The sequence below is a fragment of the Pseudooceanicola sediminis genome, assembly GCF_003575965.1.
Taxonomy (GTDB): domain Bacteria; phylum Pseudomonadota; class Alphaproteobacteria; order Rhodobacterales; family Rhodobacteraceae; genus Pseudooceanicola; species Pseudooceanicola sediminis.
Window position 1 is genome coordinate 178995 of the sequence record NZ_QWJJ01000005.1, and the last position, 16880, is coordinate 195874.

Below are 16880 nucleotides of genomic sequence, written 5' to 3' on the forward strand. Positions count from 1 at the left end.
TACCGATGCCGGGGGCAAAATTGTGGCTCAGCCCGCCTTCAACGCCGCGCAGCGGTCGTGGCAATCGCATCCGACAAGGTGGTCGTTGACCAGCCCGCAGGCCTCCATGAAGGCATAGACGATCGTCGGCCCGACAAAGCGGAACCCGGCCTTTTTCAGGTCTTTCGAGATCCTTTCGGACAGCGGCGTCGCGGGCGGCACCTCGCTCTGCGCACCATAGCGGGGTTGCAGGGCCTCGCCATCGACGTAGTCCCACAGGAACCGATCAAACCCCTGTTTTCCCTCAATTTCCAGCCAGGCCCGGGCGTTGCCGATGGTCGCCTCGATCTTGCCACGGTGACGAATGATGCCCGCATCCCCAAGCAGGCGCTGCACATCGGCCTCGCCCCAGGTCGCGATCACTTCGGGGTCGAACCCGGCAAAGGCCGCGCGAAAATTGTCGCGCTTTTTCAATATGGTGATCCAGCTCAGACCCGCCTGGAACCCGTCCAGCACCAGCTTTTCCCACAGCGCCCGACTGTCACGTTCGGGCACCCCCCATTCCGTGTCGTGGTACGCCAGATAGATCGGCTCGGTCCCGACCCAGCCACAGCGGGATGTGTCAAAGCTTTCCATGCATTAGCCCCTTCTTAACCGCGCATCGCCATAAAACATGGCGGCACAAAGAGGCATGATCAGATGGCTGGTGGCAAGGGCGAATGGGCAAACGGGCCCGTCAGTCGGAACAGCAAGTACGACGGCGAGGTCACCCGCATTGCGCTGCGTGCACCCGACGTGCGAACCCTCGTCGCCACCGCACTCGACAGTGGTGCCGTCGCCCTTGCCTACCAACCCATCGTCGGTGTCGGCCGCAATGCCCGCACCGCCTATCACGAAGGCCTTATTCGCCTGTTTGATCCCGCCGGGCACGTGATCCCCGCCAAGGATTTCATCGGCGCGGTCGAAACCTCTGAACTGGGCCGCGTCATCGACTGCAAGGCGCTCGATATCGGGCTTAAGACCCTGAACGAGCAACAGGATATCCGCCTGGCAATCAACATGTCGACGCGGTCCATAGGCTATGCCGACTGGAACCGTACGTTGCATCGCTGGCTTGAAAGGGACCCCACAATCGGGGAACGCCTGATCATCGAAATCACCGAGCGCTCGGCCATGCTCTCGCCCGAACTGGTGATCAGCTTCATGCAGGATCTTCAGCGGCACGGCATCTGCTTCGCACTCGACGATTTCGGCTCCGGCTACACCTCGTTCCGCTACCTGCGCGATTTTTCATTCGATATCGTCAAGATCGACGGCGCCTTCATCCGCGACATCAGCGCGACCCCCGACCACCAGGTGCTGACGCGCGCGCTGGTAATGATCGCGGACCACTTCGATATGCTGACAATTGCCGAACGCGTCGAAACCCAACGCGACGCCGACTGGCTTTCGGAATGCGGCATCGACTATCTTCAGGGATATTTCCTTGCCCGTCCAACGCTCTATCCGCCTTGGATCGACAGCACCACCGGGCCACCGCCCCCTCCCGGCTGATCCTCCCGCCTGATCCCTCGCGGTTGATCGCAGTCAAAAACGCTGCATTCAGCCGCAGGTCCGCGCGGCGTTATTGAGGCACCTCATCAATTCCTATATGCCATTGGGCAATGGGCGCGATTGTCACGCGTCTGCACTGGTGGAGGAAACCATGACCAATGTCGTAATCGCATCCGCGGCCCGTACGCCCGTCGGCTCTTTCCTTGGCGCCTTCGCGGGCACCCCCGCCCATGACCTCGGCGCCACCGTTCTGGCGGAACTCGTCGCACGGGCCGGGATCGAAAAGTCCGATGTCTCGGAAACCATCCTCGGGCAGGTTCTGACGGCGGGACAGGGCCAGAACCCGGCGCGTCAGGCGCATATCAACGCAGGTTTTCCGATTGCCTCAGCCGCGTGGAGCCTTAACCAGGTCTGCGGCTCCGGCCTGCGCGCCGTCGCCCTTGCCGCTCAGCACATCCAGTTGGGCGACGCAGCGATCGTTGCGGCCGGCGGCCAGGAAAGCATGTCTCTCAGCCCCCATGTCGCGCATCTGCGCGCCGGGCACAAAATGGGTGATGTGAAATACATCGATTCGATGATCCGTGATGGTCTGTGGGATGCCTTCAACGGCTACCACATGGGTCAGACCGCCGAAAACGTGGCAGAGCAGTGGCAGATTTCGCGCGAAGCACAGGATGCCTTCGCCGTCGCGTCGCAGAACAAGGCCGAAGCCGCGCAGAAGGCTGGCAAGTTCGCGGATGAGATCGTTCCGTTTACCGTCAAGACACGAAAAGGCGACATTGTCGTTTCCGAAGACGAATACATCCGCCACGGTGCCACCATCGACGCCATGCAGAAACTGCGCCCCGCTTTCACCAAGGATGGCTCCGTGACCGCCGCGAATGCCTCGGGTATCAACGATGGTGCAGCAGGCGCGCTGATGATGACCGCACAGGAAGCCGAAAAGCGCGGCATTGAACCACTGGCGCGAATCGTCTCCTACGCGACCGCCGGTGTCGATCCGTCGATCATGGGCATCGGCCCGGTTCATGCCTCTCGCAAGGCGCTGGAAAAGGCCGGCTGGAAGCCCGAAGACCTCGATCTGGTCGAAGCGAACGAAGCCTTTGCCGCGCAGGCCTGCGCCGTGAACAAGGACATGGGCTGGGATCCGGCCATCGTGAACGTGAATGGCGGTGCCATTGCCATCGGCCACCCCATCGGCGCATCGGGCGCACGGATCCTGAACACGCTTCTGTTCGAAATGCAGCGGCGTGGTGCGAAAAAGGGTCTTGCAACCCTGTGCATCGGCGGTGGCATGGGCGTCGCCATGTGCCTTGAGCGTCCGTGACATCAGGACGGAAAGAAGGCGCCCACGGGCGCCTTTTTTTGTTGCACAGCCAAGCATTTACACGTTCTAATCAGGAAATGACGGAGTGATCTTCGGCCAATATTTCGGAAATATTATTGCGACATGCGGCAAAAATATTCAACAGTATTGCCGAGTGAATATCCAAAGGGGGAGGAGAAAAGATGGGACGAACAGCACTCGTGACCGGGGGCTCGCGCGGGATTGGCGCCGCGATCTCCAAGGCGCTGAAAGCCGCCGGGTACACTGTCGCTGCCACATACGCCGGCAACGACGAGGCCGCAGCGGCCTTTACCACGGAAACAGGGATCGCCACCTACAAGTGGGACGTCGCGGATTATGACGCGTCGAAAGCAGGATTAGCATCCGTCGAGGCCGATATCGGGCCGATCGACGTTGTGGTCGCCAATGCCGGGATCACCCGCGACGCGCCTTTTCACAAGATGACGCCACAGCAATGGGGCGATGTCGTCAACACCAACCTGACAGGCGTGTTCAACACGATCCATCCCGTCTGGCCGGGGATGCGCGAACGCAAGTTCGGCCGTTTCATCGTCATTTCGTCGATCAACGGTCAAAAGGGCCAGTTCGGTCAGGTCAATTATGCCGCCACCAAGGCAGGTGATCTGGGCATCGTGAAATCCCTCGCCCAGGAAGGCGCACGGTTCAACATCACCGCCAACGCGATCTGCCCCGGCTACATCGCGACCGACATGGTCATGGCCGTTCCAGAAAAGGTGCGTGAGGCTATCGTCGGCCAGATACCGGTTGGCCGCCTGGGCGAACCGGAAGAGATCGCGCGCTGCGTCGTGTTCCTGGCATCCGACGATTCGGGCTTTGTCACCGGTTCGACAATTACCGCGAACGGCGGCCAGTTCTTCGTCTGAACTCTGACGGATCTGCCACAAAAGGGGCCGGTGCCAGATGCGCCGGCCCTTTCCGCGTTGACCTTGCCCGCCCGCCTGGCGCAGCTGGGCGCATGACACAATCGCGCGCCACGACCATCGGCTTCACAGCCATCCTTCTCTGGGCTCTCCTTGCCCTGTTCACGGTCGGAACGGCCCCTGTGCCACCGCTGCAACTGAACGCGATGTGCTTCGCCGTCGGCGGCATCATTGGCCTGCTCTGGACCGTGAAAACAGGCCAGCTGCGCGCTCTGCGCGGGGTCCCGACTCTGGCTTATGTCCTTGGGATTACAGGCCTCTGCGGATATCACGCCTTGTATTTCGCGGCCCTGCGCAACGCACCGGCAGCCGAGGCAGGGCTGATCGCCTATCTCTGGCCCCTGCTCATCGTGCTGTTTTCAGGGCTGCTGCCCGGCGAAAGATTACGACCTGCGCATTTGCTTGGGGCTCTGCTGGGTTTCGCCGGCGCGGCGATCATCATTGTCGGCGGGCAATCGGGGTATGATCCGAAATATCTGAACGGCTACCTTCTGGCGATGGCCTGTGCCCTCACCTGGTCCGGATATTCGGTGTTGTCACGGCGATTTGCGACGGTCCCGACTGCGGCCGTCACGCTGTTCTGTCTGGCCACATCCGTCCTCTCCGCAGGGCTTCACCTTTGGCTTGAAGACAGTGTCTGGCCGGTGGGCGTCACAGGCTGGGGATCGGTTCTTGCCCTCGGGCTGGGGCCCGTCGGCCTTGCGTTCTATTCCTGGGATATCGGCGTCAAGCGGGGCGACATTCAACTCTTGGGTGTAGCATCCTATGCCGCCCCGCTGCTGTCCACTTTGGCCCTGGTCCTGGTTGGCATTGCCGACCCGAGCTGGAAGATAGCCTTGGCGGCGCTATTGATCACCGGCGGCGCCCTTATCGCCGCGCGCGCCAGTTTTGCGTCGCCAAAGCCGTGATGTCATCGTCTGGGATGCGCCCAGCCGTTTCCGGCAGGGCAGCAAGAGCCTGGCGGGCATAACCCTGCCAGCGCGTGATGTCAGTGCGCCGGTGCCAGGCGGCTGATCTGCTCTTTCAGGGCCAGTTTGCGCTTTTTCAAAGCGGTAATTTCCAGATCCGACGTGCCGGGCGATCTGTGTGCCTGATCGACGGCCGCCGAGAGAGATGCGTGTTTCTTCTTCAGTTCCTCAAGATGTGAACTCAAGCTCATGGATCGTCTCCTCTCTGATGATGCAGTGGTTCCAGTCCACCACACTTTCATAATCCTGTCACGTTGCACGTTCGGTGCACCGGCAAAGCTGCGCCCAATCTCTTAATCAAAAGTAAAATTCCGCTCAAATCGCCACCCTTGGGTTAATGACGCGCAGGGACTCGCCGGTTCACCGTGCAAAGATGAGCGGATCTGCGTCACGCAGAATGCGACTCACCTCAGGCGTGTAATCCGCGCCGTCGGCGCCGTGGCTTTCCCCCTGGTGCAGGACCATCCCCGCATGCAGGCGAAATGCAGCTCTGCCGCCCTTGCGGCCGCGCAGCAGGACCAGATGGGCGGCACGGCCGGCTCTGGGCAACAGCGGCTTCAGCTCGATCGAGCCGAGGCATTGCGAAAACGCGGCCAGCAGCTCCGGCAGGCGCTCGCTCCGATGAACGAAGGTCACGTAGCCGCCCGGCAGACACCGCCGGGCCGCCGCCGCTACCCAGACGTCCAGCGGCGTATCCTCTCCCAACGCGCCTTCGCGATCCTGTGCCTGCGCCGGCACCGAGGCATCGCGCCGGAAAAACGGCGGGTTGGCGATAACGTGATCGAAACGGAGCTGCCGCAAATCAGGCGGCATCGTCGCAAGATCTCCCTCGAAGACGCGCATCTGCAAATCATTGTCGGCTGCATTGCGGCGCGCCAGCTCGGCGTAGGGGGCCTGTCGTTCCAGCCCGGCCAGCGACATCCCCGGAATGCGCGCACCAGCACACAAGGCGGCAACCCCGCCACCACAGCCCAGGTCCAGCAGGCTCTGCCCTGCTTGCGCCTGAACAGAGGCCGCAAGGAAAACCGGATCCACCCCGGCGCGATAACCGCGCCTGGGCTGCAAAAGGGTCAGCCGACCGCCCAGAAAGCGATCTCGACTCAGGTCCTCATCCATCCAGCGGGATGTCATTGTCCTGCATCACGATGACAGCGGCCTCATAATCCGCCTCGCGCACCATCAGCCGCCGCGGCAGGATACCGATCGAGCCTTCGAGCACGCTCATATTTACGTCCATTTCAAAGCAGTCTATATCCTCGCCCTGAAGCATAGCCTGGGCGAAGGCGAGGCGGGTCGGGTCATTTGTGCGCAGGAGCTGTTTCATTGCTCAGCAGATAAATGCAGGGCACCCGCTTTGTCGAGACCAATGACGGGAGAGTCGGTTTGGACCAATTCGCAAGCAGACCTCATGATGCGCTGGCCGCAGCCCTCAGCGAGGAGCTGGAAGCAGTCAACGCACTGATAAACGAAAAGATGTCGTCGCGTCACGCGCCGCGCATCCCCGAAGTCACCGCACACCTCGTCGGGGCGGGCGGCAAGCGCCTGCGACCGATGCTGACGCTGGCCGCTGCCCGGCTCTGCGGATACCGGGGCGGGTATCACGTTCACCTGGCGGCAACGGTGGAGTTCATTCACACCGCTACCTTGCTGCATGACGACGTCGTCGATGAAAGCGAACAACGGCGCGGACGCCCCACCGCCAACCTGCTCTGGGACAATCAGAGTTCGGTGCTGGTCGGCGATTACCTGTTCGCGCGCGCCTTCCAGCTGATGGTCGAACCTGGCAACCTGCGGGTGCTGGACATTCTCGCAGGTGCTGCGTCGACCATTGCTGAGGGCGAAGTGCTGCAATTGACTGTCGCGCAGGACATCACGACCTCGGAAGAGACCTACCTTCAGGTGGTTCGAGGCAAGACGGCCGCATTGTTTTCGGCAGCAACCCAATCGGGCGCGGTTCTGGCAGAGGCGCCGGACGACCATGTCCAAGCGCTGTACACCTACGGCGACGCGCTCGGTATCGCGTTCCAGATGGCCGATGATCTGCTGGACTACGGCGGAAACAGCGATCAGACCGGCAAGAACGTCGGGGATGATTTTCGAGAGCGCAAACTGACCCTGCCCGTGATCCGCGCCATCTCTGCCGCGGATGAGACAGAGCGCAGCTTTTGGGAACGCACCATTGGCCGTGGCAAGCAGGCCGAAGGCGACCTGGAGCACGCTCTGGCCCTGATGGCCCGTCATGGCACACTTGAAACCACGCGCCAGACAGCGCTCGAATGGTCGCAAAAAGCACGTGATGCCCTGACCATCCTGCCCGAGAGCGACCTGCGCGACATCCTGTCCGACCTTGCGGCTTACGTGGTTTCGCGCCTCAACTGACGCCGCCACGGACAGGCTGAACGGGGCGCGTGGTGCCGGACCGTGCCCCGCTTGCACTGGCGGTTCGTCAATCAAAGATTGCGGCGACGCGCCCCAGCAGCATGAAAGCCCGCGCGGTGCGGGTTTCCGAGAGCCCTTGAATTTCGGCGTCCGACGCCGATTTCTCGAATTCGATGAACATCTTGTCGAAACGCCGCAGGAAGTGATGCGCGACATCGCGAAAGATCGGGTCCTGCTTCATGCGTCCCGCGGCAAGTGCCAGGCATGACCGGTCGCGGATGCCACCCAGGCTCGCGACCTCCGGCCCCCGGTCCCCGGCGGCAAAGCGGCGCCAGGTCTCGGCGCTGGCCGCGTCGACCCGAAGGTCATCCATGTAGATCCCGTCCTGGCTGAGAAGGGTAAGGATATCCTGTGAGGCCTGGATCAGCAGCGCTGACTGGCGATCCCTGAGGGCCTTGCGAAGCGCCGCAAACCCTTCCTGATCCTCCGCTGTTTCGGGAAAGTTCATGGCGCGGATGAAATCCTCACGCGCCAGCGGCTCGGGTGTGTCGGCGTCGGACGGGCCGAGCGGCAAGGGCGCCTGCCCTTCATCCACCGACCGCGCCGGTGGGACAGGCGCCTCGGCACGTACGACGCTGTGTTCACGGATCGAACTGATCGTCAGCAACGCGGTCTCCGTCTTGCGCTGCGCGGATGCGATCTCGTCCAGCTTGCGGGCGATGTTGCTTTCAGTGGCGGCGCCGCCACGCTGGCTCTGCGTGACATAGGCGTGTCGTATGGCGTCGATCGCGGCGCGCAGGCGGCGGCTCTCGTCGCGCATCACGCGCGCTGAGCGTGCGGCCATGGCCGCGACCCAGACCAGTGCAACCGGAACGACCACGGCCATCACCATCATGGCGATCTGCAGAGTGTACAGCCCAGTCTCAGCGGCGTCCGAAGGTTGACGGAACGCCACGAAATAAACGCCGGCACCGACCATCCACAGCAGGCTGACGATCAGGGCAATGGTTTCGACCGGGCTGAAGACCTGCCGATCAGCTGCGTCATGGTGAGCACGCTGCGCTGGCCTGCTCTCCTGTTCCTGGTTGTCCGTCATCTGCGGCCCCTGGTTGGCGTGGCACCGGTCACGGCAGAGTTGCCTGGACCGTATCCAGCACAAACACGGCCTTGCTCCGTTATTCGAAGGTTATCTTGAGAACCTCGTATGAGCGATCACCGCCCGGCGTACGAACTTCGACCGAGTCGCCTTCGTCCTTGCCGATTAGCGCACGGGCAATGGGCGAGCGGATGTTAAGCAGCCCCTTGTCGATATTCGCCTCGTATTCGCCAACAATCCGCCAGGTCTTTTCCTCATCCGTGTCTTCATCCACGAGGGTCACGGTCGCCCCGAACTTGATCGTGCCTGACAGGGTCTTGGGATCAATCACGTCGGCCAGGGACAAGACGCCCTCCAGCTCCTTGATCCGCCCCTCGATGAAGCTCTGCTTTTCGCGGGCAGAGTGATATTCGGCGTTTTCCGACAGATCACCGTGTTCACGGGCCTCAGCAATCGCCTTGATAATTTCCGGGCGCTCCACGGACTTCAGCTGTTTCAGCTCGGCTTCGAGTTTCACAAAGCCCGCCCGGGTCATCGGTATCTTTTCCATCAAGGCCCTCCATGGCACGCAGAAAGGGGCCACTGCGGCCCCTCTCGTATCCTAAACGGTTCAGCTACCTGACCCAAACCGTACCCCAAATGCAAGCGGTTTGCCCAGTGCGGCGGATTACGACCGATGGCCGATCCGAGCGATGCCGGATGGCTATCGTCGCGCCGAGGGCCTGACGCTCCTTCGCGCGTATGTTGCCGTTTTCGGGATACATTCCTGCCCGACCGCAGTCGGGTTGCGCGGCGGGTTGCAGCCAAAGCCGGGACTTGCGGATGCAGCGTACTAGCTAAGACGGAATACCTCGCGACAGATGCCCACCCGAGGCGTATCAGGTAAAGTGCTGACGCGATGTGCCCTACCTTGGAAACGCGCCGGAAACGCGCGAAAATCAAACGACAAATCGCCTCTGACGTATCGTAGCAATTGACGATGGTTCGCCATTAACGGTAGTCAGGCGCAACTTTATTACGCAGCCAAGCCACCGGAGACCCCAGACATGTCCGAGACGCAACGCGAAACCATGGAATACGATGTGGTCATCGTCGGCGCAGGCCCGGCGGGCCTGTCCGCGGCGATCCGGCTCAAGCAGCTCGACGCTGATCTGGAAGTGGTCGTGCTTGAAAAGGGCTCCGAGGTCGGCGCGCACATCCTGTCCGGGGCGGTTCTGGATCCCTGCGGTCTGGACGCGCTGATGCCCGACTGGAAGGAAAAAGGCGCGCCGCTGAACGTCCCGGTGAAAAGCGACAGTTTCTACCTGCTGGGCGAAGCAGGCGAAATCCGCGTGCCGAACCTGCCGATGCCACCGCTCATGAACAACCACGGCAACTACATCGTCTCGATGGGCAACGTCTGCCGCTGGATGGCCGAGCAGGCCGAGGCACTTGGCGTCGAGGTATTCCCCGGCATGGCATGCTCGGAGTTGGTCTACGGCGAAAATGGCGAAGTGAAGGGCGTCGTGGCCGGTGAGTTCGGCAAGAACCCCGATGGCACCGAAGGCCCCGGATACGAACCCGGCATGGAACTGCACGGCAAATACGTTTTTATCGGTGAGGGCGTGCGCGGGTCGCTGGCGAAGGAACTGATCAACAAATACGACCTCTCCGCCGGGCATGAACCGCAGAAATTCGGCCTCGGGATGAAGGAGATCTGGGAGATCGACCCCGCCAAGCACAAGGAAGGCAGTGTCACCCACACGATGGGCTGGCCCCTTGGCAAGAACGCGGGCGGCGGGTCGTTCATCTACCACCTCGAGAACAATCAGGTCTATATCGGCTTCGTGGTGCACCTGAACTACAAGAACCCCTACCTGTTTCCCTACATGGAATTTCAGCGATTCAAGCACCACCCGATGATCAAGGAGTTGCTGGAAGGCGGCAAGCGGGTGGCCTATGGCGCGCGCGCGATCTCTGAGGGCGGCTATCAGTCGATGCCCAAGATGGTGGTGCCTGGCGCGGCGCTGCTGGGCTGTTCCGTCGGCATGGTCAACGTGCCCCGCATCAAGGGCAACCACAACGCCATGCTGTCGGGCAAGGCCGCCGCCGAGGCCGCCTTTGCCGCCATCCAGTCCGGGCGCGCCGGTGATGAGCTGACCGACTACGAAACCGAGGTCCGCACCGGGGCCATCGGCAAGGACCTCAAGAAGGTGCGCAACGTCAAGCCGCTCTGGTCCAGGTTCGGTCTGGGCGCGTCACTGGCCCTTGGCGGTTTCGACATGTGGACGAACACGTTGGGATTTTCGCTGCTCGGCACCATCAAGCACGGCAAGACCGATGCCGAGGCGACCGAGCTGGCCGAAAAGCACAAGCCGATCGATTATCCCAAGCCCGATGGCAAGATCAGTTTCGACCGGCTGACCAACGTGTCCTTTTCGATGACCAACCACGAAGAGAGCCAGCCCTGTCACCTCAAGCTCAAGGATCCAACCGTTCCAGTCGCGGTGAACCTGGCGAAGTATGCGGGGCCGTCCGCACGATATTGCCCCGCCGGTGTTTATGAATTCATTGGTGAAGGCGACGAGGCGAAGTTCCAGATCAACTTTCAGAACTGCGTCCATTGCAAGACCTGCGACATCAAGGACCCCAGTCAAAACATCAACTGGACCACGCCGCAGGGCGGTGACGGTCCGAATTATCCCAATATGTAAACGGCACCGGAACTTTTCCTTGCGGCGAGGTGTTGATCACTTCGCCGTGCATTGCCATATGCTCTGGCCTTCCCTACGCTCGACCTCAAAACAGGTATCGAGGTCCCGGGATGAAATTACTTCAGGTTTCCGCACTTGCGCTTGCAACCATGCTGCCGCTGCCATCGCTGGCCAGCGAATTGGCAGGCAGCTATCTGGCCGCGAGACAAGCAGGGGCAACCAACGATTTCGACGCCTCGGTCCGGTTTTATCAACGTGCGCTTGTCGCCGCTCCCAACGAGCCCCGCATTCTGGAAGGCCTGATACAGGCGCAGATCGCAACCGGCTCTGCCGACGCCGCCACACCGCCCGCCGAACAGCTCGAAAAGATGGGCATCAGCAGCCAGATCGCGCAGATGGCCCTTGTGGCGGACGAGGTCGAAAAGGGGAACTACGACGCCCTGCTGAAGCGGATCGATGCAGGGCACGGTGTTGGACCTCTGGTCGACGGGCTGCTCTCGGCCTGGATCCACCTCGGCAAGGGCGACATGAGCCAGGCTCTGACCGCCTTCGACACGGTGGCGTCGCAAAAGGGGCTGGAGCGTTTTGCCCGGTATCACAAGGCTCTCGCCTTGGCTTACGTCGGAGATTTCCAGGCCGCAGAGAGCATTTATGAAACGCAATCTGACGGTCCGCTCGAAATGACTCGTCGCGGGGCACTGGCCCGCATCGAAGTCCTGTCGCAACTGGATCGCAATAACGACGCCCTGACCCTGCTGGGCAGCCTGTTCGGCAATGATCCCGATCCGGAATTGCAGCTGATCCGGGCCGCGCTCAAGGCCGGTCAGACGCTGCCCTACACTCATGTTGCCTCGGTCCAGGACGGTGTGGCAGAGATATTCTATTCGGTGGCCGCGGCATTGCAGAGCGAAGCAAGCTACGAATACACCCTGCTCTATGCCCGACTGGCAGAAACGCTGCGCCCCGATCACATCGATTCCCTGCTGCTGACCGGCGATCTTCTCGAAAAACTCGACAGGCCCGAACTGGCGACTGTCGCCTACCGCAAGGTGCCCCGCGACAACCCGAACTTTTACCAGGCCGAGTTGGGGCGCGCCGAAGCACTTCGCAAATCCGGGCGCGGTGACGCTGCACGAGAAGTTCTGGAACAACTGTCCGCCGATTACCCGTTGGTTCCCGATGTTCAGGCGTCGCTGGGCGACCTTCAGCGTCAGGCAGGCAACCATCAACAGGCCGTCGCGGCGTATGACAAGGCCCTCGCGCTGTTCGATGAAGACGACCCGGCGCAATGGTTCCTGCTCTATGCGCGCGGGATGAGCGAGGAACGCCTCGGCAATTGGTATGACGCCAAGATCGATTTTCTCAAGGCTTTGAAATTCAACCCCGATCAGCCCAGCGTCCTGAACTACTTCGGCTATTCTCTCGTCGAAAAGAACGAACGGATGGAGCAGGCCCTGAACATGATTCAGCGCGCCGCCGAACTTCGTCCGGACTCTGGGTATATCATCGACAGCCTGGGCTGGGTCCTGCACCGGATGGGGCGCAACGACGAAGCGGTCCCCTATATGGAGCGCGCGGCAGAGTTGATGCCCGTCGATGCCGTCGTCAACGATCACCTCGGTGACGTATATTGGGCGGCGGGCCGCCAGCTCGAAGCGCAGTTTCAATGGACCCGCGCCCTGTCTTGCGATCCGGAAGACAAGGACGCAGATCGCATCCGGAGCAAACTGAAAGTCGGGCTGGATGCAGTCGTGGCAGAAGAAAAAGCCACAAAAGACATTCATCAACTGGCGCGCGACGACGGCTGACCGCTTGGACACAAGATGACGATGATCAACGGCCTGCCCGACGGCAGCGGGCTTCGCCTGCTTGCCCCGGCGAAAGTGAACCTTACACTGCATGTCACCGGCCAGCGCGCGGACGGATACCACCTGCTCGACTCGCTTGTGGTCTTTGCAGACCATGGCGACCTCTTGCACGTATCGCTGGCAGAGCGCGACGAGATTTCTGTTTCGGGGCCGCGCAGCGCCGGGGTGCCCGAGGATGATCGCAATCTCTGCATCCGCGCGGCGCGCCTGACGGGCCGTGCAGTGCGCATCGTGTTGGAAAAACATCTTCCGAATGAGGCCGGCCTGGGCGGTGGGTCGTCCGATGCCGCGGCTGTCCTGCGCGCCATTGCCCAGCTGACAGACACGCCCCTGCTTGACGGAGTCGAAAGAATTGGTGCGGATGTTCCTGTGTGCCTCGCCAGCCACGCCATGCGCATGCGCGGTCTCGGAGAGATCCTGACCGCAGTACCGCCCCTGCCCCCGCTCCCCGCCGTGTTGGTAAATCCGGCAATTCCGCTCGCCACGCCGCCCGTCTTCAAGGCGCTTCAGCGCCGAGATAACGCCACTATGCCCCCGGTCCCCCATGACTTGCGAACACCTGCACAGGTGGCGGCTTGGCTTGCCCTGCAACGCAACGATCTGCAAGAGGCCGCGATTTCCATCGCCCCCGGAATCCCCGGGGCATTGTCGCAGCTCACCGCTCAGGCGTCCTGTCGACTTGCCAGGATGTCGGGATCCGGTGCCAGCTGCTTTGGCCTGTTTGACACGTCCGAGCAGGCAGAGGCGGCTGCAAAGGCTATTTCGGCGGCAAAACCATCCTGGTGGGTGCAATCTGTCGTTCTGAAATAGCTTATATTGGCCGATCCTCGCCTATGCGAATTGTAAGCGGTTGGTGGTTTTGCCGTATTGCCCTAAGCCGGATCAGAGCAATGATGACGGAGCCAAGGTATGCGCGCATGTGCCCGCTGTTTCGCCCTTATGATTTTTCTGCCCCTGGCGGGCTGCGCCCTGAATGGCAGTGACGAGAGCGCGACACGCGCGTACTTCGTCGATCCGACCCCCCTTCACCCGAACGAGACGCCGGAACTGCGTCAGCTGATCGAGAAATATGCCGCGACCTATCAGGTTCCGGTAAAGCTGATCCAGAGGGTCGTTATCCGCGAAAGCACACACCGCCCCGATGCCCGGAACGGTCCGTACTACGGTCTGATGCAGATCCTTCCCGCCACTGCACGGGGTATGGGCTTCAGCGGCCAGGCGCACGATCTGCTAGATCCTGAGACCAATCTGAAATACGCCGTGAAATATCTGCGCGGTGCCTGGCTGCTGGCTGACGGCAGCTTCGACACTGCGGTTCACTGGTATGCCAGCGGCTATTACTACGAAGCCAAACGCCAGGGCAAACTGGTCGAAACCGGGCTCAAGAAAAGCTGAACTCGCCCCTACTTCGCAGAGGCGATCATGGCCTCTGCAACATCCAGGTCCTGTGGCGTGTTGACGTTGAAAAACGGATCCCCCAGTGCGGATGGAAAGGCCACCGTACGTTGCCCCTGCAATTCCGCCCATGTCCTTACCTTGCGCATACCCTCCCCAAGATCCTGCTGTAGCGTCTCGCGCAAGGCGACGCTCCACAATGCGCAGGTCGGATGCAGGCGCGGTTCGCCTAGGGTATCAAGGCTGCTTGCCATCACAAGCGGCCGCGCCATGCCCTCAGCAGTCAGCAGTAGCTGTGGAACCAGATCGCCTGGCAGAAAGGGCGTATCACCGGCGACCGTGACGACGAGTTCAGCACCCAAACCTTTTGCCCAGTCCATTGCCGCCAAAACGCCGGCCAGCGGCCCTGCAGACCCCGCCACCGGGTCCGGCAGTATCGGCAAACCATAGGCTGCAAAACGATCTGCGGGGCCGTTGGCATTTAACGCCAGCTGGGCCACCTGAGGTTCGATCCGCGCAATCACATGGCTGACAAGACTGCGTCCGCGCAGCTTTTGCAGGGTCTTGTCTCCTCCCCCCATGCGCCGCGATTGGCCGCCTGCAAGGATGACACCAGGTATGATCATGCGCTGCCTCACGTTCCGTTCGGCACAGGCGCAAACACGCAGAAGCGAATTTGCATCACCTGCAATTGTCTCTGCCTGACGCGCAGGATAGCGTCCGGCCTCATGACAGTTTATGCAGATCCCCCGCCCTCCGCCAGCATCCGGTCGACCTTTTGGAGGGGTGTACGGGACGGTGCGCCCTTCCTTCTGGTCATTGTGCCTTTTGCCGTGCTGTTCGGGGTCGTGGCCACCGAAGCGGGGCTGAATGTCCTTGAGGCGCTGATGTATTCCGTCGCGGTGATCGCAGGGGCGGCACAATTCACCTCCCTGCAACTGCTGAGCGATGGCGCACCGGTGTTCATTGCGCTGGCCTCGGCCCTGGCGGTCAACCTGAGAATGGCGATGTACTCGGCCTCACTGACACCCTACCTGGGTGCCGCGCCGTTGTGGAAACGGGCGCTTGTGGCCTATTGCATGGTCGATCAGACCTACGCATGCGCCGTTGTCGCGTATGAGAAACACCCGAACTGGACCCTCCAACACAGGCTGAGCTATTTCGCCGGGGTGGTAATGACGATCTGCCCGTTCTGGTATCTGCTGACCATCGTCGGCGCGATGATCGGAAGCACTATTCCCGCGGGGCTCGCCCTCGACTTTGCCATGCCGATTACCTTTATCGCGATGGTTGCGCCGATGCTCCGAACCCTGGCGCACCTGTCCGCCTGCATCGTTGCGATCGTCATCGCCCTGTGCTTTGCATGGCTGCCTTACAATCTGGGTCTGCTCGTCGCAGGTTTGGCCGGAATGATCACGGGCGCACAGGTCGAACTGATGATGGGAAGGCGCGCATAATGGACGCAAGCATCACGCAAACAGCGGACACGATCAACCACGTCGATTTGTGGATCGTGATCATCGGCCTGGGCTTGGGCAGCTTTGCCCTGCGCTTTGTCTTCATCGGTCTGATCGGTGATCGGCCCATGCCGGAATGGTTGTTGCGCCACCTACGCTATACGGCGGTTGCGATCCTGCCCGCCATCGTGGCCCCACTGGTGGCATGGCCGGCGGCGACAGAAGGGCAATTGGACCCGGCGCGCTTTATTGCCGCGATGGTGACGGTGATCGCCGGGATTTACCTGCGAAATACCCTGATCGCCATCCTTGGCGGAGCAACAACGCTGTACGTCATGTTGTGGTTGGTCGGCTGACCACTATCCGTTCGCTTGAACAGTCATGTTCGCCGTGATCCGGTCCGGCGTGAATCCCTCGTACAGTATCTGCTTTGGCGCGCCGGTTACGGCCTCAAAGTTGTCCATCAGGCGATTGGGAAAGAACGTCACGTCGATCTCTTCGAAGCCCGGCAATTGATGCAGAATGGCCGAGGTCGAACGCGCACATTGCGCCTGCCCGACCGATCCACGGGCCATCGCCAGCGACAGTGCCTTTGCCGCGACGTCCGGCGGGACCGACACTGACTGCGTCACCACGTTGTATGTGGGTCGCGCATGCATGCTTTTGTATCCATTATAGAACGCGGGATCGATGCCGATCAGAACGTCGCCGGTACGTCGAATACGTGGATGCCGAAAGGAACCTGCCGGATCAAAGATGACTCGCTGATCTGCATTGATCATCAGCGCCGTATGTCCGCCCGAACCGGTCCGGTTGTTGCGAACAGTGATCAGGGTCAGCGACGGCGGACCATCGAAATGGTAGGCACCGCGCGTCACGTCGGGTTCGCCCGCCTTCAGTGCGTCTTCGCCAGGCGATTTCGGTCCGCCCGCGCACCCCGAAAGCACCGCGATCGCGGCCAGAGCCAATAATACAAGTCTCATGCGATCTCCCGCGCGGTAAAACGTTGCAGCCGGGTCTCAATCGACCCGAATGCAAAGCTCAGCTGTTGAACAGCGCGAGGAAAATCAGGGCGAAAATGGCCAGACCTGCAACCCAGGTCGAGGTGCGCAGAAATCCTTCGAAGGTTTTTTCCTGCGTTTCGATATCCATATCGCCGTGCTTGTGTTCGCCCATATCGGTGTACCTCAAGAAGAAATTAT

The 16880-nt window shown here is 61.3% G+C and carries 20 protein-coding genes; 11 read left to right on the plus strand and 9 right to left on the minus strand.

Features of this window, described 5'->3' with window-relative positions; translation table 11 throughout:
* Nucleotides 1-27: 27 nt before the first annotated feature.
* Nucleotides 28-615, minus strand: coding sequence for a DNA-3-methyladenine glycosylase I (locus tag DL237_RS07245; RefSeq protein ID WP_119398386.1), 588 nt, complete (start codon nucleotides 613-615; stop codon nucleotides 28-30).
* Between the two features lie 63 nt (nucleotides 616-678).
* On the opposite strand from DL237_RS07245, the gene DL237_RS07250 reads away from it, so the two are divergent.
* From DL237_RS07250 to yddG, 4 genes are all read left to right on the plus strand, one after another.
* Nucleotides 679-1533 (plus strand): EAL domain-containing protein, encoded by an 855-nt coding sequence (locus DL237_RS07250; RefSeq protein ID WP_119398387.1) that lies wholly within the window; start codon nucleotides 679-681, stop codon nucleotides 1531-1533.
* Between the two features lie 151 nt (nucleotides 1534-1684).
* Nucleotides 1685-2860, plus strand: a complete 1176-nt coding sequence (locus DL237_RS07255; protein WP_119398388.1) for an acetyl-CoA C-acetyltransferase — start codon at nucleotides 1685-1687, stop codon at nucleotides 2858-2860.
* 182 nt (nucleotides 2861-3042) lie between these two features.
* Entirely contained in the window at nucleotides 3043-3765 is a 723-nt protein-coding gene (gene phbB, locus DL237_RS07260; protein ID WP_119398389.1) for an acetoacetyl-CoA reductase, read from the plus strand.
* 92 nt (nucleotides 3766-3857) lie between these two features.
* Nucleotides 3858-4730, plus strand: a complete 873-nt coding sequence (gene yddG / locus DL237_RS07265; RefSeq protein ID WP_119398390.1) for an aromatic amino acid exporter YddG — start codon at nucleotides 3858-3860, stop codon at nucleotides 4728-4730.
* An 80-nt stretch (nucleotides 4731-4810) separates the two neighbouring features.
* On the opposite strand, the gene DL237_RS07270 is transcribed toward yddG, so the two are convergent.
* The 3 genes from DL237_RS07270 to DL237_RS07280 form a co-directional block, all read right to left on the minus strand.
* Nucleotides 4811-4981 (minus strand): YdcH family protein, encoded by a 171-nt coding sequence (locus DL237_RS07270; RefSeq protein ID WP_119398391.1) that lies wholly within the window; start codon nucleotides 4979-4981, stop codon nucleotides 4811-4813.
* Between the two features lie 169 nt (nucleotides 4982-5150).
* On the minus strand, nucleotides 5151-5906 hold the full coding sequence (locus DL237_RS07275; RefSeq protein ID WP_233544894.1) for a tRNA1(Val) (adenine(37)-N6)-methyltransferase: 756 nt from the start codon (nucleotides 5904-5906) through the stop codon (nucleotides 5151-5153).
* Nucleotides 5899-6114 carry a putative signal transducing protein gene (locus DL237_RS07280; protein WP_119398393.1) on the minus strand — a complete coding sequence of 72 codons (216 nt, stop codon included), beginning with the start codon at nucleotides 6112-6114 and terminating at the stop codon, nucleotides 5899-5901. Before DL237_RS07280 ends, DL237_RS07275 begins: the two co-directional genes overlap by 8 nt.
* Before the next feature lie 14 nt (nucleotides 6115-6128).
* Between DL237_RS07280 and DL237_RS07285 the strand changes: the two genes are divergently transcribed.
* Nucleotides 6129-7169, plus strand: a complete 1041-nt coding sequence (locus DL237_RS07285) for a polyprenyl synthetase family protein (protein WP_119398394.1) — start codon at nucleotides 6129-6131, stop codon at nucleotides 7167-7169.
* A gap of 67 nt (nucleotides 7170-7236) precedes the next feature.
* Here DL237_RS07285 and DL237_RS07290 read toward each other — a convergent pair whose 3' ends face one another.
* Together DL237_RS07290 and greA are read right to left on the minus strand one after the other, a co-directional pair.
* On the minus strand, nucleotides 7237-8265 hold the full coding sequence (locus tag DL237_RS07290; protein WP_119398395.1) for a hypothetical protein: 1029 nt from the start codon (nucleotides 8263-8265) through the stop codon (nucleotides 7237-7239).
* A gap of 79 nt (nucleotides 8266-8344) precedes the next feature.
* Nucleotides 8345-8815: a transcription elongation factor GreA gene (gene greA / locus DL237_RS07295; RefSeq protein ID WP_119398396.1), complete on the minus strand. Its 471-nt coding sequence runs from the start codon at nucleotides 8813-8815 to the stop codon at nucleotides 8345-8347.
* Between the two features lie 496 nt (nucleotides 8816-9311).
* Between greA and DL237_RS07300 the strand changes: the two genes are divergently transcribed.
* The 4 genes from DL237_RS07300 to DL237_RS07315 all read left to right on the plus strand — a co-directional run bounded on the left by DL237_RS07300 (nucleotide 9312) and on the right by DL237_RS07315 (nucleotide 14221).
* Nucleotides 9312-10958 (plus strand): electron transfer flavoprotein-ubiquinone oxidoreductase, encoded by a 1647-nt coding sequence (locus DL237_RS07300; RefSeq protein WP_119398397.1) that lies wholly within the window; start codon nucleotides 9312-9314, stop codon nucleotides 10956-10958.
* Nucleotides 10959-11068: 110 nt separating this feature from the next.
* Entirely contained in the window at nucleotides 11069-12766 is a 1698-nt protein-coding gene (locus DL237_RS07305; RefSeq protein ID WP_119398398.1) for a tetratricopeptide repeat protein, read from the plus strand.
* A 21-nt stretch (nucleotides 12767-12787) separates the two neighbouring features.
* Nucleotides 12788-13636 carry a 4-(cytidine 5'-diphospho)-2-C-methyl-D-erythritol kinase gene (locus DL237_RS07310; protein WP_119398399.1) on the plus strand — a complete coding sequence of 283 codons (849 nt, stop codon included), beginning with the start codon at nucleotides 12788-12790 and terminating at the stop codon, nucleotides 13634-13636.
* A gap of 99 nt (nucleotides 13637-13735) precedes the next feature.
* Nucleotides 13736-14221: a lytic transglycosylase domain-containing protein gene (locus DL237_RS07315; protein WP_119398400.1), complete on the plus strand. Its 486-nt coding sequence runs from the start codon at nucleotides 13736-13738 to the stop codon at nucleotides 14219-14221.
* A gap of 8 nt (nucleotides 14222-14229) precedes the next feature.
* Here the strand turns inward: DL237_RS07315 and mobA are convergent, their stop codons facing one another.
* Entirely contained in the window at nucleotides 14230-14847 is a 618-nt protein-coding gene (mobA, locus tag DL237_RS07320; protein WP_119398401.1) for a molybdenum cofactor guanylyltransferase MobA, read from the minus strand.
* A gap of 102 nt (nucleotides 14848-14949) precedes the next feature.
* On the opposite strand from mobA, the gene DL237_RS07325 reads away from it, so the two are divergent.
* Both DL237_RS07325 and DL237_RS07330 read left to right on the plus strand, forming a co-directional pair.
* The gene (locus DL237_RS07325) at nucleotides 14950-15678 is read left to right on the plus strand and encodes an AzlC family ABC transporter permease (RefSeq protein ID WP_119398402.1); all 729 of its coding nucleotides are present in this window, start codon (nucleotides 14950-14952) and stop codon (nucleotides 15676-15678) included.
* The gene (locus DL237_RS07330; RefSeq protein WP_119398403.1) at nucleotides 15678-16034 is read left to right on the plus strand and encodes an AzlD domain-containing protein; all 357 of its coding nucleotides are present in this window, start codon (nucleotides 15678-15680) and stop codon (nucleotides 16032-16034) included. The genes DL237_RS07325 and DL237_RS07330 overlap by 1 nt, the downstream gene beginning before the upstream one ends.
* Before the next feature lie 3 nt (nucleotides 16035-16037).
* Here DL237_RS07330 and DL237_RS07335 read toward each other — a convergent pair whose 3' ends face one another.
* Together DL237_RS07335 and DL237_RS07340 are read right to left on the minus strand one after the other, a co-directional pair.
* Complete coding sequence (locus DL237_RS07335) at nucleotides 16038-16661, minus strand: hypothetical protein (RefSeq protein WP_147405317.1); 624 nt, start codon at nucleotides 16659-16661, stop codon at nucleotides 16038-16040.
* Between the two features lie 58 nt (nucleotides 16662-16719).
* Nucleotides 16720-16869 (minus strand): aa3-type cytochrome c oxidase subunit IV, encoded by a 150-nt coding sequence (locus DL237_RS07340; protein WP_321186006.1) that lies wholly within the window; start codon nucleotides 16867-16869, stop codon nucleotides 16720-16722.
* Between the last annotated feature and the right edge of the window lie 11 nt (nucleotides 16870-16880).